Source organism: Streptomyces sp. NPDC008163 (assembly GCF_042956885.1).
GTDB lineage: Bacteria > Actinomycetota > Actinomycetes > Streptomycetales > Streptomycetaceae > Streptomyces > Streptomyces drozdowiczii_A.
Window position 1 is genome coordinate 524,489 of sequence record NZ_JBIBHG010000003.1, and the last position, 13,093, is coordinate 537,581.

The 13,093-nt window shown below is 72.4% G+C and carries 13 protein-coding genes; 2 read left to right on the forward strand and 11 right to left on the reverse strand.

Going from position 1 to position 13,093, the window contains the following annotated elements:
• Positions 1–80 precede the first annotated feature (80 nt).
• The 7 genes from ACFZAT_RS10235 to ACFZAT_RS10265 form a co-directional block, all read right to left on the reverse strand.
• Positions 81–1,097: a TIGR03842 family LLM class F420-dependent oxidoreductase gene (locus ACFZAT_RS10235; protein ID WP_391262631.1), complete on the reverse strand. Its 1,017-nt coding sequence runs from the start codon at positions 1,095–1,097 to the stop codon at positions 81–83.
• A gap of 11 nt (positions 1,098–1,108) precedes the next feature.
• A complete protein-coding gene (hydA, locus tag ACFZAT_RS10240) occupies positions 1,109–2,509 on the reverse strand; it encodes a dihydropyrimidinase (protein ID WP_391262633.1) in 1,401 nt (466 codons plus the stop codon).
• Positions 2,510–2,582: 73 nt separating this feature from the next.
• Positions 2,583–3,866 (reverse strand): aminotransferase class III-fold pyridoxal phosphate-dependent enzyme, encoded by a 1,284-nt coding sequence (locus ACFZAT_RS10245; protein WP_391262635.1) that lies wholly within the window; start codon positions 3,864–3,866, stop codon positions 2,583–2,585.
• Complete coding sequence (locus ACFZAT_RS10250) at positions 3,863–4,705, reverse strand: nitrilase-related carbon-nitrogen hydrolase (RefSeq protein WP_391262636.1); 843 nt, start codon at positions 4,703–4,705, stop codon at positions 3,863–3,865. Before ACFZAT_RS10250 ends, ACFZAT_RS10245 begins: the two co-directional genes overlap by 4 nt.
• A 181-nt stretch (positions 4,706–4,886) precedes the next feature.
• On the reverse strand, positions 4,887–6,137 hold the full coding sequence (locus ACFZAT_RS10255; protein ID WP_391262638.1) for a hypothetical protein: 1,251 nt from the start codon (positions 6,135–6,137) through the stop codon (positions 4,887–4,889).
• 142 nt (positions 6,138–6,279) lie between these two features.
• Positions 6,280–6,660: a PPOX class F420-dependent oxidoreductase gene (locus tag ACFZAT_RS10260; protein ID WP_391262640.1), complete on the reverse strand. Its 381-nt coding sequence runs from the start codon at positions 6,658–6,660 to the stop codon at positions 6,280–6,282.
• A gap of 58 nt (positions 6,661–6,718) precedes the next feature.
• Positions 6,719–6,988: a helix-turn-helix domain-containing protein gene (locus tag ACFZAT_RS10265; RefSeq protein WP_391262642.1), complete on the reverse strand. Its 270-nt coding sequence runs from the start codon at positions 6,986–6,988 to the stop codon at positions 6,719–6,721.
• A 71-nt stretch (positions 6,989–7,059) separates the two neighbouring features.
• Between ACFZAT_RS10265 and map the strand changes: the two genes are divergently transcribed.
• On the forward strand, positions 7,060–7,827 hold the full coding sequence (gene map, locus ACFZAT_RS10270) for a type I methionyl aminopeptidase (RefSeq protein WP_391262644.1): 768 nt from the start codon (positions 7,060–7,062) through the stop codon (positions 7,825–7,827).
• 194 nt (positions 7,828–8,021) lie between these two features.
• Here map and ACFZAT_RS10275 read toward each other — a convergent pair whose 3' ends face one another.
• Entirely contained in the window at positions 8,022–8,843 is an 822-nt protein-coding gene (locus ACFZAT_RS10275) for a glycoside hydrolase family 75 protein (protein WP_391262785.1), read from the reverse strand.
• A gap of 78 nt (positions 8,844–8,921) precedes the next feature.
• Positions 8,922–10,739, reverse strand: a complete 1,818-nt coding sequence (gene ggt, locus ACFZAT_RS10280; protein WP_391262646.1) for a gamma-glutamyltransferase — start codon at positions 10,737–10,739, stop codon at positions 8,922–8,924.
• Positions 10,740–10,844: 105 nt separating this feature from the next.
• Between ggt and ACFZAT_RS10285 the strand changes: the two genes are divergently transcribed.
• Positions 10,845–11,588: a hypothetical protein gene (locus tag ACFZAT_RS10285; protein ID WP_391262648.1), complete on the forward strand. Its 744-nt coding sequence runs from the start codon at positions 10,845–10,847 to the stop codon at positions 11,586–11,588.
• Between the two features lie 25 nt (positions 11,589–11,613).
• Here ACFZAT_RS10285 and ACFZAT_RS10290 read toward each other — a convergent pair whose 3' ends face one another.
• Entirely contained in the window at positions 11,614–12,384 is a 771-nt protein-coding gene (locus tag ACFZAT_RS10290) for a hypothetical protein (protein WP_391262649.1), read from the reverse strand.
• Positions 12,384–12,971, reverse strand: coding sequence for a hypothetical protein (locus ACFZAT_RS10295; RefSeq protein ID WP_391262651.1), 588 nt, complete (start codon positions 12,969–12,971; stop codon positions 12,384–12,386). Before ACFZAT_RS10295 ends, ACFZAT_RS10290 begins: the two co-directional genes overlap by 1 nt.
• Between the last annotated feature and the right edge of the window lie 122 nt (positions 12,972–13,093).

Below are 13,093 nucleotides of genomic sequence, written 5' to 3' on the forward strand. Positions count from 1 at the left end.
GCTGGACCCTTCGCTCGGGGCGGTGCCGTGCGGGGCGGGGCGCGGGGGGTTTCGCGTACGACCGTGGGGGGTTCGGGCGGTCAGTCGGCGAGTGCGGGGATGACGGCGCAGCCGTAGGCGTCGATGGTGGCTTCGCGGGCGTCGTGCATGTTGTACACCGCGAACTGGTCGACGCCCAGCCCCCTGAGGTGTCTCAGCTTCTCGACGTGAGCGGCGGCGGGTCCGAGCAGGCAGAAGCGGTCCACGATGGTGTCGGGGACGAACGCGGTGTCGGGGTTCCCGGCCCGTCCGTGGTGGCTGTAGTCGTAGCCCTGGCGGTCCTTGATGTACGCGGTCAGCTCGTCGGGGACGAGGCCCGAGTGCTCTCCGTACCGGGAGACGAGGTCGGCGACGTGGTTGCCGACCATTCCGCCGAACCAGCGGCACTGGTCGCGGGCGTGGGCCAGGGCCTCGGGCGCGTCGTCGTCGGTGACGTAGGCGGGGGCGGCGACGCAGATGGTGATCGAGTCCGGGTCGCGACCGGCCCCGGCCGCCGCGTCCCGTACCGCCTTGATCATCCACTCGGTGAGGTAGGGGTCCGCGAGCTGGAGGATGAAGCCGTCGGCCTTCTGCCCGGCGAGCGCGAGGGCCTTGGGTCCGTAGGCGGCCATCCAGACGGGGAGCTTTCCGTCCTTGATCCAGGGGATGCGGACGGGGTTGCCGTCCACCTCCGCCTCGCGGCCCTCGGCCAGGTCGCGGATGACGTCGATCGCCTCGCCGAGCCGGGCCAGGGTGTTGGGGGCGCGCCCGGCGACACGCATCGCGGAGTCGCCCCGGCCGATCCCGCACACGGTCCGGTTGCCGTACATGTCGTTGAGGGTGGCGAAGGTGGAGGCGGTGACCTCCCAGGTGCGGGTGCCCGGGTTGGTGACCATGGGCCCGACGGTGAGCCGGTCGGTGTGTTCAAGGATGCTGCTGTAGATGACGAAGGGCTCCTGCCAGAGCACCGCCGAGTCGAAGGTCCAGCCGTAGCGGAACCCGTTGCGTTCGGCGCGGCGCATCAGGCTGATAACGGCCGATGCGGGCGGGTCCGTCTGGAGGACGAGTCCGAAGTCCATTCCCGTTGCTCCTAGTTCAGGTACTGACAGGTGGCGCGTGGGGTGTAGATGCCGTGGCCCGCGCGGCCGGTGTACGTGCGGTTGTCGATGACCACCTCGCCGCGCGAGAGCACCGTCTCGACCCGGCCGGTGAGCTGCTTCCCCTCGTACGCCGAGTAGTCGACGTTCATGTGATGGGTCTCGGCGGACACGGTCTGCCGGGCCGACGGGTCATAGACGACGATGTCCGCGTCCGCGCCGGGCGCGATCGTGCCCTTCTTGGGGTAGAGGCCGAACATCCTCGCCGGGGACGCGCAGGCGATCTCGATCCAGCGGCGGCGCGAGATGTGGCCGTCGACGACCGCCTGGTGCAGCAGGTCCATGCGGTTCTCGACGCCCGGCATGCCGTTGGGGATCTTCGAGAAGTCGCCCCGGCCCATTTCCTTCTGCCCGGAGAAGCAGAAGGGGCAGTGGTCGGTGGAGACGACCTGGAGCTCGTTGTTGCGCAGCCCGCGCCACAGGACCTCCTGGTGCTCCCGGGGCCGCAGCGGGGTGGAGCAGACGTACTTGGCGCCCTCGAAGTCCGGTTCCGCGAGGTTGTCCGTGGAGAGGAAGAGGTACTGCGGGCAGGTCTCGCCGAAGACGGGCTGCCCCTTGTGGCGGGCGGCGGCGATCTCGGCGACGGCCTCGTCGGCGGAGACGTGCACGACGTACAGCGGCGATCCGGCGACCCGGGCGAGCTGGATCGCCCGGTGCGTGGCCTCGGCCTCCAGCGCCACCTTGCGTACGTCGCCGTGGTGGCGGGGGTCGGTGCGGCCGGCGGCGAGGGCCTGCTCCACCAGGACGTCGATGGCGATGCCGTTCTCCGCGTGCATCATGATCAGGCCGCCGTTGGACTCGGCCCGCTGCATGGCGCGCAGGATCTGCCCGTCGTCGCTGTAGAAGACACCGGGATAGGCCATGAACAGCTTGAACGAGGTGATGCCTTCGCCGACCAGGAGGTCCATCTCCTTGAGCGAGGACTCGTTGACGTCCGCGAGGATCATGTGGAAGGCGTAGTCGATGGCGCAGCTGCCGTCCGCCTTCGCGTACCAGCTGTCCAGTCCCTCGCGCAGGGAGCGGCCGACGGACTGGATGGCGAAGTCCACGATGGTGGTGGTGCCGCCCCAGGCCGCGGCGCGCGTGCCGGTCTCGAAGGTGTCGGCCGCGTAGGTGCCGCCGAACGGCATCTCCATGTGGGTGTGCGCGTCGACGCCGCCCGGGATGACGTACCTGCCGGTGGCGTCGATGGTCCGGGCGGCGGTCCAGCCGGCCGCCTCGTCGCTGTCGTGGGCGGCGAGCGCGACGATCCGGCCGCCGTCGACGAGGACGTCCGCGTGCATCTCGTCCGACGCGGTGACGACCAGGCCGCCGCGGATGACGGTACGGCTCATGGGTACCCCTCCTCGTTGTACGGGTGGAACGCGGGTGCGGGGTCCTGCCCCGCACCCGCGTGGTTGCCGGCGCTCAGCCCACCGAGCGCAGCGCGTCGGCGAGGATGTCCGCGCCTTCCTCCGCCTCGGGGATGGCGAGCGAGAGCGGCGGGGCGATGCGCAGCACGCTGGTGTTGTGGCCGCCGCCCTTGCCGATGAGCAGCCCGCCCTCGCGCGCCGCCTCCAGGACGGCCGCGGCCGCTTCCGGGTCCGCCTCGTCGGTGCCGGGCTTCACGAGCTCGACGCCGATCATGAGGCCCCGGCCGCGCACCTCGCGCACCCGCTCCGAGGCGGCGCCGATCGCGCGCAGCCGCTCGATGAGCAGGCCGCCGACGCGGCGGGCGTTGCCCTGGAGGTCGTGTTCCAGGAGATACGCGAGGTTGGCGAGGCCGGCCGCCATCGTGACCGGTGAACCGCCGAACGTCGAGATGGAGTTGGCGTCCAGGCAGTTCATGACCTCGGCGCGGGCGACCACGCCGCCGATGGACATGCCGTTGCCGATGCCCTTGGCGAAGGTGAGGATGTCCGGCGGCCCGTTCTGCGCGTGGGCCTGCCAGCCCCAGAAGTGTTCGCCGGAGCGCCCCCACCCCGTCTGCACCTCGTCGGAGATCCACAGCACCCCGTGCCGGTTCAGCACCTCGCGGAACGCGCCGTACAGCCCGTCCGGCGGTGAGGTGAAGCCGCCGACGCCCTGGATGGGTTCGGCGATCAGGGCGGCCGGGGTGCGGGTGTGGCCGAGCAGGTCCTCCAGGTCCGCGACGCAGGCGGCGGTGAACTCCTCGTCGCTCAGGTGCGCGTAGGGGCCTCTGGTGCGGACGCCGCCGTGCACGTACAGGGTCTGGAGCGGCGAGAGGCTGGTGGGCGACCAGGCGTTGTTGCCGGTGATGGAGACCGCGGAGAAGGACCGGCCGTGGTAGCTGTTGCGCATCGCGAGGATCTGGTTCGACCTGCGGTACGTGGTGGCCAGGAGCAGCGCGGTGTCGTTGGCCTCGGTGCCCGAGGTGGTGAAGAAGACCCGGGCGTCGGGGATGCCGGAGAGCGAGGCGACGCGTTCGGCCAGCTCGATCATCGGGCGGTTGAGGTAGAGCGTCGAGGAGTGGATGATCCGGCCGGCCTGCTCGCTGACGGCCTTGGTGACCTCGGGCAGGGCGTGGGCGGTCATGGTGGTGAGGATGCCGCCGAAGAAGTCGAGGTAGCGGTTGCCGTCGGCGTCCCAGACGTGGCGCCCCTCGCCGTGCGTGATCTCCAGCGGGTGGCGGTAGTAGAGGGCCAGCCACTCGGGGCTGACGGCGAGGTGGCGGTGGTGGAGGCTGCTCACGGCTCAACCAGCCCCTCGTACGCGTCGGGCCGTCGGTCCCGGTAGAACGCCCACTGCTGCCGGACCTCTTCGATGAGCCCGAAGTCCAGGTCGCGGACGAGGAGTTCCTCCTCCTTGTCGCTGGCGACGTCGCCGACGAACTGGCCGCGCGGGTCCACGAAGTAGCTGGTGCCGTAGAAGTCGTTGTCGCCGTACTCCTCCTGGCCGACGCGGTTGATCGCGGCGATGAAGTACTCGTTGGCGACGGCGGACGCGGGCTGTTCCAGCTGCCAGAGGTAGGCGGAGAGGCCGCGCGAGGTGGCGGACGGGTTGTAGACCAACTGGGCTCCGTTGAGGCCGAGTTGTCGCCAGCCTTCGGGGAAGTGCCGGTCGTAGCAGATGTAGACGCCGATCCTGCCGACGGCGGTGTCGAAGACCGGCCAGCCCGCGTTTCCGGGTTTGAAGTAGTACTTCTCCCAGAAGCCCTTGACCTGCGGGATGTGGTGCTTGCGGTACTTGCCGAGGTAGGAGCCGTCGGCGTCGATCACGGCGGCGGTGTTGTAGTAGAAGCCGGACTGCTCCAGCTCGAAGACCGGGACGACGATCACCATGCCGGTCTCGCGGGCCAGGTCCCGCATGCGCCGTACGGTCGGGCCGTCCGGCACCGCCTCGGCCCAGCGGTAGTGCTCGGGCTCCTGCACCTGGCAGAAGTAGGGGGCGTTGAACACCTCCTGGAATCCGATGATCTTCGCCCCCTGCCGGGCGGCCTCGCGGGCGTGCTCCTCGTGCTTGGCGATCATGGATTCGGTGTCGCCGGTCCAGGTCGCCTGGACGAGTGCGGCGCGTACGACGTGGGACATGAGCTGCTCCTTCGACGCGGCGTCAGAGAGCCTCTTCGTGCTTCTTCTACGCCCGTAGACACGTGCGTACGGGAGAACGTAAGCCCCGTCACACCGCGGGGCAAGACCATCGCCGTGAACCAGCGGAGTCGATCATGTTTCACACCCGTGCGGGCCAGTGCCGGGAGGCGGCGCCCGCCGCTCAGCCGAGGCCCGCCACGCGCAGCGCGTGCTCGACGCCCCGCTCCTGCGCCTCGGACACCGCCCGGGCGGCGGCCAGCAGTTGCGGTACGAGCCGGGGCGGGTCGACCGAAGCGATCCCGACCGCCTCCTGCGGCGACCGCGCCCGGACGAAGGCGCCGAGCAGCGTCCGGGCCAGCGGCCCCCGGCCCGCCCGGTCGAGGGCGGTCGCGGCCTCGGCGACCTCGGCGGCCGGACGCGCGACGCCCTGCCGCAGCAGCCGCCCGCAGTCCTCGGCGCGCCCCGCGGCCGCCAGCGCGTCCACGGCGGCGGCGAGCCCGTCCGGGGGCAGCGAGGCGACCTCCCAGAGCAGGGTCGCCCAGTCCGCGCCGAGCCCGGCCCGGTGCAGTTCGACGGCGAGGAGCGGCAGCCGGTGCGCGGGAAGGGCCGCCGCTTCGCAGAGCACGGCGTGCGCCTCGCCGCTGCGGCCCTCGGCCCGCAACCGGAGCAGCGCACCCACGGCCGCCTGCGCGGACCGGAGGGCGGCCGGGTCCGGCGGGGCCGTGGGCCGCTCGGCGCCCGGCGTTGCGGGCGCCCCGCCGAAGCGGGCTCCACGCGGTGAGGCGGCCGGTGCGGCGGGCAGCACGGGCGCCTTGTCCGCGCCGCCGCCCTCGGCCTCCAGCCCGGCGAACCGGGCGCCGGTCGGCTTCCGCTTCCGGGTGGGCGGGGTGGCGCCGGAGGCCGGAGCGGGGGGTCTTTCCGGGATCCCGGCCGCGGCCCCGAACCGGTCCGGGGTGCGGGAGAGGACCGACAGGCGGCGGCGGAGCTCGACACAGCGGGCCGAGGCGCGGGCGTGGTCGTCGCGGGCCCAGGCGAGCGCCGCGTCGCCCCCGTCGCCGCCCTCCCGGGCCGCCCGCAGCCGCTCGGCCGCGTACTCCTGCTCGCGGAGCATCAGGCCGAGCCGTTCCACCAGCCGGGCGCGGCCGCCGGGACGGCGGTCGAGGCTGAGGGCGCAGTCCGCGTGCACCTGCGCGGCGCGCCCCGACGCCTCTTCCGCGTAAGCGGTCCCCCGCACCTCGGCCAGGTCCGCGAAGAGCGCCTCCATCACGTCCCAGGGCGGCAGCTCCGCCCCGTCCAGGCAGGCGTCCATACCCGCCGGGTCGCGTCGGCGGAAGACCCCGTACCAGCCGCGTCCGGGGTCGAGCAGCGCCACCAGCTCCCGCAGATGGCACGCGAAGTCCTGTACCGATACCGCCTCTTGATGCACCGTCACTGTCACCGTCGCCTTCGGCCGCCGTCGGCTGGAATCCGGTCCGGGGCATTCGACCGCAGCTGTGTTACGGGACGGCTACGCGCGCTTTGCGACTCCGAGGCGGCCTCGGCGCGGCTCGGCGCGTAACAGGGCGGGGCGGGGCTCAGAGGGTGATGGCGATCCCGGTGTGCGGGCGCTTGCCGAGGCGGACGATCATCGCCGGGTAGTCGAGCAGCCAGTACTTCCACGTGTACTTGCGGCCGATGGCACGGCGCACGGTGGCCGTTTCCCGCTCGTCGAGCAGCCTGGCGGTGCCCTCGGCGGTCGGGGCGCCCTCCTCGGTCCGGCCGCGCACATCGCAGACCGTGACCCGGACCCGGCTGTCGTTGCGCAGCCGCTTGACCTTCCAGGAGTCGGTCTTGGTCCAGACGAGCAGTTCACCGCCCTCGGCCACCGCCCAGACGGGGGTGGCGACGGGCGTGCCGTCCTTGCGGTACGTGGTCAGGCTGACGTACTCGCTGCGCGCGAAGTCCTGGAGGCTCATGGCCCCCAGCCTAGGCGCGCGGGCGCAAGCGGGGCGCGAGGGTCGGGCGGATCCGGCGCTATCCGGCGAGTGGGACCGCCGCCGGTTCCGGGGCGCAGCGCAGCAGGAGCTCGTCCATGGAGAGGCCGAGCGCGCCGGCCAGGGCGGCGACGGTGAAGAACGCGGGGGTGGGGGCGCGGCCGGTCTCGATCTTCCGCAGGGTCTCGGCGGAGATGCCGGCATGAGCGGCGATCTCGGCCATGGAGCGGGCGCCGCGCGCCTCGCGCAGCAGCCGGCCGAGCCGTTCGCCGCGCAGGCGCTCTTCGGGAGTCAGAGGGGTACGGACCATGCCGTCATTCTAATACCGCCCGGACCCTGACACCGGTGAACCGGTATAGTAATTGCGGTATTGTAATTGGCATGGTGCAACTCAAGACGGACACATCCATCGAAGCCATGCGTGCGACCGGCCGCGTCGTCGCCCGCATGCTGACCGCCGCCCGGGAGGCCGCCGAGGTCGGCGTCTCGCTGCGCGAACTGGACGAGGTGGCGCGCGGGGTGCTGCGCGAGGCGGGCGCCGGCTCGCCGTTCCTGGGCTACCGGCCGCACTTCGCCCCGGTCCCCTTCCCCGCGGTCATCTGCGCGTCGGTCAACGACGCGATCGTGCACGGTATCCCCACGGACTACCGGCTGCGCGACGGCGACCTGGTCAGCATCGACGCGGGCGCGAAGCTGGACGGCTGGGCCGGCGACTCGGCGATCAGCTTCACCGTGGGCCGCGCCCGCCCTTCCGACACCCGGCTCGTCGACACCGCGTACAGGGCCCTGGCAGCGGGCATCGCGGCGGCCACCGTGGGCAACCGGATCGGTGACATCGCGCACGCCATCGGCACGGTCTGCCGCGCCGGCGGCTACGGCATCCCCGAGGGGTTCGGCGGGCACGGCGTGGGCCGCGAGATGCACGAGGATCCGGGGGTGCCCAACGAGGGCCGTCCGGGGCGCGGGATGCCGCTGCGCCACGGCATGGTGCTGGCCATCGAACCGATGCTGACCGGGGGCGGCGTGGACACGTACCGCACGGACCGCGACGGCTGGACCCTGCGCACGACGGACGGCAGCCGGGCCGCGCACGCCGAGCACACGGTGGCGATCACGGACGAGGGCCCGCGCATCCTGACCGCGCTCTAGGGCCACGCCCCGCGTCCCCAACCTCACAGGGCAATACACCTAGGGGGCGTCTTGTCGATCAGGCCGCGGCGTCCGGTGCGGTGCATCGCAAGGCGCCGGAGCGTCTCGATAGCGGAGCTATCGGGGCGTTTCGGCAACGCCGCGAGGTGCCGTGCCAGGCGTCGCGGACCCGGCCCTGATCGACAAGACACCCCCTAGCCCCCGCGTACGAACTCCCCCGCGAGCGCCCGCCCCGTGCGCACGGCGGCCTCGTGGTCCTCGACCGGGGACACCCGGGAGCCCTTGAACAGGATGTAGGTGACCCCCGAGGGCGCGCCGCCGCTGCTCGGGTCCGGGTCGATGCCGAGCGACTTCGCCGTGGCGTACGAGGCTTCGCCGATGATGCGCTCCGGGCCGACGTCGCCGACGACCGCGTACTCCACCTTCTCCCCGTGGACGACGGCGACGACCCCGCCGCCGTGGATGCCGGACTTGGCGTAGTCCCAGGTACCGGAGGGCGCGGGCACGACCACGTACGGCAGCTCCGCCGCGTTCAGCGGCCGGCCGTCCGAGGCGTGGAAGGCGGTGTCGCCGTGGAAGGCGGGGTCGGTGGCGGCGTTGCAGGCTGCGGTCGTCCGGCCGTCACAGTCGATGTCCAGGTCGGCCTTCCAGAACACCGCACCGCCCGCACCGCACACCGGAACGGTCGGCGAAGCCGCCTCGTCCGTCCGGTACTCGCCCTTCGAGACCTGCTCGCAGGCCGACGCCCTGGCCAGCAGCTCGGCCGCCCCGACCTCGGTGCCTTCCCGGTCCCGGGCCGGGGCGGACGCGGGTCCGGACCGGTGCGCCCGGGCCGGTGCCCGGTGGACCTGCGCCACCAGGGCGAGCGGCACGGCCGGCAGGAGGGGCCGGGGCGCCGGTGCGGGCGCGGCGAGGGCCGGGTCCGGGTCCCCCGCCACCGCGAGGGTGACGGGGGCCGGCGCGCCGGCGGTGAGCAGCGCGGCACCGGAGGCCGTGACGAGGGCGAGCGTTCGCATACGCACTGGGGGGGCGCCCTTCTGGCGAGGAGATGTCGTGCCGTGCCCCCCCCCTTTTGTCTCTTTCCGGTGTGCGGGTCAGGGCCGCCCGCTCGGCTTCACCACCATCGCCGAGCCTCCGCCGCGCCGCTCCTTCTCGGCCGCGGCGAGCCACCGCCCGTCGGGCAGCCGCTGTACGCCGGTCGCGGCGCCGATCTCCGGGTTGAGCTTGAAGACGTGGCCGATGGATTCCAGTTTTGCCCGCAACGGGCTGTTCCAGAGCGCCGGTTCCAGCTCGGTGGCCGGGGCGTTGCGCTGGCTGGCCCGGGGCGCGGCGATGGCGTCGACCAGCGGGAGCCCCCGGTCCACCTTGCCGGTCAGCGTCTGGAGCACGGTGGTGATGATGGTGGCGCCGCCGGGCGAGCCGAGGGCGAGGACCGGCTCGCCGTGCCGGAGCACGATGGTCGGCGAGATCGAGGAGCGCGGGCGCTTGCCGGGGCCGGGCAGGTTCGGATCGTGGACGGCCGGGTCGGCCGGTGCGAAGGAGAAGTCGGTCAGCTCGTTGTTGAGCAGGAAGCCGCGCCCCGGCACGGTAATCCCGCTGCCGCCGGTCTGCTCGATGGTGAGGGTGTAGGCGACGACGTTGCCCCACTTGTCGGCGGTCGTCAGGTGCGTGGTGTTCTCACCCTCGTACGTGGTCGGCGCGGCCTTCCCCGTGGAGCGGCAGGCGCCGGGATGGCGCGGGTCGCCCGGGGCGAGCGGGCTGGTCAGCACCGCGTCGTCCTTGATCAGGCACTCCCGCGCGTCCGCGAACCGCCGCCCGAGCAGCTGCTTCGTCGGCACGTCCTCGAACGCCGGGTCGCCGACCCAGCGCCCCCGGTCGGCGAACGCGATGCGGCTCGCCTCGATGTAGCGGTGCAGGTACTGGGCCTCGCTCGCCCGCGAGAGGTCCGTGGACTCCAGGATGTTGAGGGCCTCGCCCACCGTCGTGCCGCCCGAGGAGGACGGCGCCATGCCGTACACGTCGAGACCCCGGTAGTCCACCTTCGTGGGCTCCCGCCGCAGCGCGCGGTAGGAGCGCAGGTCCTTGGCGGTCAGGTCGCCGGGGCGGACGACCCGGTCGGACGCCGGGTCGACGGGCGGGTTGCGTACGGTCCGCACGACGTCCTCGGCGAGCTCGCCCCGGTAGATCTCGTCGGTGCCCTTGCGGCCGACCTCCTCGTAGGTGCGCGCCAGGTCCGGATTCCTGAGCACCGAGCCGACCTCGGGGAGCTTTCCGCCGGGCAGGAACAGCTTGCGGGTGGCCGGGAAGTCCCGGAACCGCTCCTCGTTGCCGGCCGTCTGCGAGCGGAACGTTTCGTCCACCACGAAGCCGTCCCGGGCGATCCGCTCGGCGGGCCGGAGGACCTGGCGGAGCGATTGACGGCCCCAGGCGTGCAGGGCGGTGTCCCAGGTGGCGGGCGTGCCGGGGGTGCCGACGCTCAGCCCGCTGGTCACGGCGTCGGCGAAGTCGAGCGGCTTGCCGTTCTCCAGGAAGAGGGAGGAGTCGGCGCTGCGCGGTGCGGTCTCACGGCCGTCGATGGTGCGGACGGTGTGGCTGCGGGCGTCGTAGTAGACGAAGTAGCCACCGCCGCCGAGCCCCGCCGAGTACGGCTCGGTGACGCCGAGCGCGGCGGCCGTGGCCACGGCGGCGTCGACCGCGTTGCCGCCCTTGCGCAGCACCTCGATACCGGCGGCCGTGGCGTCCGCGTCGACGCTGGAGACCGCTCCGCCGTATCCCACCGCGACGGGCGACTTGGGCGGGGGCGCCGGGGAACGGGCGGGGTGGGCGGACGAGGAGGGGGCGGCGGCCCCGACCGACACGACTGCGGCCAGGACCGCCGCCAACGACACATTTCGCCTGATGGAACGTCGCATGCGCAACCTCCGGTGAAGGATCGTCCGCGCAGGGTAACGCCGCTGTGGCCACCCCGTCAGGACCGCCTCGGACGTGAGGCCGAATGCCCGCTAACATGCCCGCCCATGACTGACGACGTACGCAACATCGTGCTGGGCGTGATAGCCGCCGGCATCAGCGCCGCCCTCGGCTGGCTCGCGCGCACCTATCTGTGGCGCCGCAAGCTCCGCCGCAAGCAGGCGTTCTTCGGCCTGCCGGGGAACTCCGAGTGCCTGCTCGTCGTCAACCGCGACGCGGGCGGTGACGGTTCGGTCCACCGCCACGACGTCTTCGCCCTGCTGGAACTCTCCGCGCTGATCAAGGACTGCGAGGCGCACGCCCAGATCCTGTCCCACGACATCGCGCAGCAGGGCATCGGGGAACGGACCGAATTCTGCGTCGGCGGGCCGGTGTCGAACCGCCGGATGGCCGCGCACCTCCATTCCCTGCTGCCCGGTGTGCGGATCAACACCGAGCCGGAGCCCGGGCCGGACCGGGGTGCCTTCCAGATCGGCTCCGAGCGCTACCGGGTCGAGAAGGGCGTCAGCGAGTACGTGCTCCTGGCCCGGCTGACGACCCATCAGGAGGCGAGACCGGTCTTCCTCTTCTGCGGCCAGCAGGCCATCACCAACCAGGCCGCCACCCGCTATCTGGCCCGCAACCACGAACGTCTCGCCCGCAAGCACGGCAACAGCACCTTCTGCCTGCTCCTGAAGGTGGTCAACTCCCAGGCATACGGCCCCGACGTGGTCGAGCTCGTCGCCGACGTCACCCGAGCGGCCCAGGCCCCGGTCCCCGCCCCGCGCACCTCGCACCGCGCGGGGACCTGAGCGGCGCGGTGCGGACCCGCGCCGGCTACCGGCCGAAGCCCTGGGCGGTCCGCTCGCCGCCGCGCAGTCGCCGGCGCAGCCCGCCGAGCATCGGCATGGTCAGACCGGCGAAGAGGAAGAGGACGGCGAGCCCGCTCAGTGCCGGGCTCACCGCCTCCTCCGCATCGAGGGACCAGGGGCTGCCGAGGGCGTGGCAGACGAGGTACGACCCCTTGGACATGGTGTAGCCGACGCCCAGGACCGCCGCGAGGGCGCACAGGGTGAAGCCGGCGCCGGTCCAGGGCCGGGTGGTGCGGGACCGGCGGGCGGTGCGGCCGCACATGAAGGCGAGTTCGGCGCAGGTGATCAGGACGTAGAAGAGGTAGACGAGCAGGTAGGCGGTCACCGAGGAGTGGTCCGCGTACGCCGTGGTGAACTCGACGTCCTCGCCGTTCGTGGCGAGGAAGAGCGGGACCATGACGGCCAGCACGACGACCGCCAGGCAGATGCGCTGGTACAGGGCGGCTCGCAGGTACTCCGGGCGGTAGGCGAGGTCCACCATCGTCATCTGCAGTGCCGCGCACCAGAGGATCGCGCAGATGTGCGCCACCAGCTTCCCCGCGTTGTCCAGGCCGGTGACCTCCTCGGCCGTCCGGGCCACCGCGGGAACGGCGAAGAAGACGCCCACGGTGCACACACCGAAGGCGACCGCGATCAACCAGGTGAACACGCGCGGGTGGTGAAGGGCTCTCCGGGCGCAGAGCACAGTGACGATCACTCCGGCGACCGTGCAGGCGCCGAATATCATGCCGTCCATCAGAGACCTTCCAATGCGTCGGCCGCGTACTGGGCGGCTTCGGTTTCGGTCCTTCGCCTTCGGGTCCTCTTCGGCTTCACGGCGGCCGCCGCCGCGCCCGTCCCGTCGCCCGTCCCGTCGTCCGGCACGGAGGGGAGGCCGAGTGCTTCGCGCCGCTGCTCCAGGTGCGCGATCACCGCACGGACCTCACCCTCCGGCAGATCGCCCAGCAGGACGAGCAGGCGACGGGCGAGAGGGTCCTCGAAGGCTTCGAGTGCCGCGAGGTCGTCGTAGCCGGGGTGCGGCAGCAGGTGGGCCGGCGGCACGTCACCGAGCGCCTGGCACAGGGCCAGGACGGTCTTGATCGTCGGGTTGTCCTGCTGGCCGCCGGCGAGTTTCGCAATGAGCGCGAAGGACGTCGTCGCGGGCGGTTCGGGCAGGTCCTCGACGGCCTGCGACAGGGTGCGCGAGACGTAGGCCCGGCCCCGCGCGTCCTTGCGGTGGGCCATCAGCGACTTCAGCTTGTGCGCGAGGGAGTGCGGTCGCGGGTGCGGCCCTTCGGCGGCAGCGCCCCCCGGGGGCTCTCCCTCGTCACAGCTCGCACTCACGTGGTGATCTCTCTCGCCCATCATCGATCTTGCTCTTGTGTACTTTAGTTGACACGCCGTCGGACGCACGGGCAGGATCGCAGGATCGGCTGACTCCGGAATCCGACCGCCACGGCCGCCGA

Bases quoted from the DNA above. Each gene is read 5' to 3' on its own strand.
- ACFZAT_RS10235 (WP_391262631.1), bottom strand. From the start codon at position 1,097: ATGGACTTCGGACTCGTCCTCCAGACGGACCCGCCCGCATCGGCCGTT.
- hydA (WP_391262633.1), bottom strand. From the start codon at position 2,509: ATGAGCCGTACCGTCATCCGCGGCGGCCTGGTCGTCACCGCGTCGGAC.
- ACFZAT_RS10250 (WP_391262636.1), bottom strand. From the start codon at position 4,705: ATGTCCCACGTCGTACGCGCCGCACTCGTCCAGGCGACCTGGACCGGC.
- ACFZAT_RS10260 (WP_391262640.1), bottom strand. From the start codon at position 6,660: ATGAGCCTCCAGGACTTCGCGCGCAGCGAGTACGTCAGCCTGACCACG.
- ACFZAT_RS10265 (WP_391262642.1), bottom strand. From the start codon at position 6,988: ATGGTCCGTACCCCTCTGACTCCCGAAGAGCGCCTGCGCGGCGAACGG.
- map (WP_391262644.1), top strand. From the start codon at position 7,060: ATGGTGCAACTCAAGACGGACACATCCATCGAAGCCATGCGTGCGACC.
- ACFZAT_RS10275 (WP_391262785.1), bottom strand. From the start codon at position 8,843: ATGCGAACGCTCGCCCTCGTCACGGCCTCCGGTGCCGCGCTGCTCACC.
- ggt (WP_391262646.1), bottom strand. From the start codon at position 10,739: ATGCGACGTTCCATCAGGCGAAATGTGTCGTTGGCGGCGGTCCTGGCC.
- ACFZAT_RS10285 (WP_391262648.1), top strand. From the start codon at position 10,845: ATGACTGACGACGTACGCAACATCGTGCTGGGCGTGATAGCCGCCGGC.
- ACFZAT_RS10290 (WP_391262649.1), bottom strand. From the start codon at position 12,384: ATGGACGGCATGATATTCGGCGCCTGCACGGTCGCCGGAGTGATCGTC.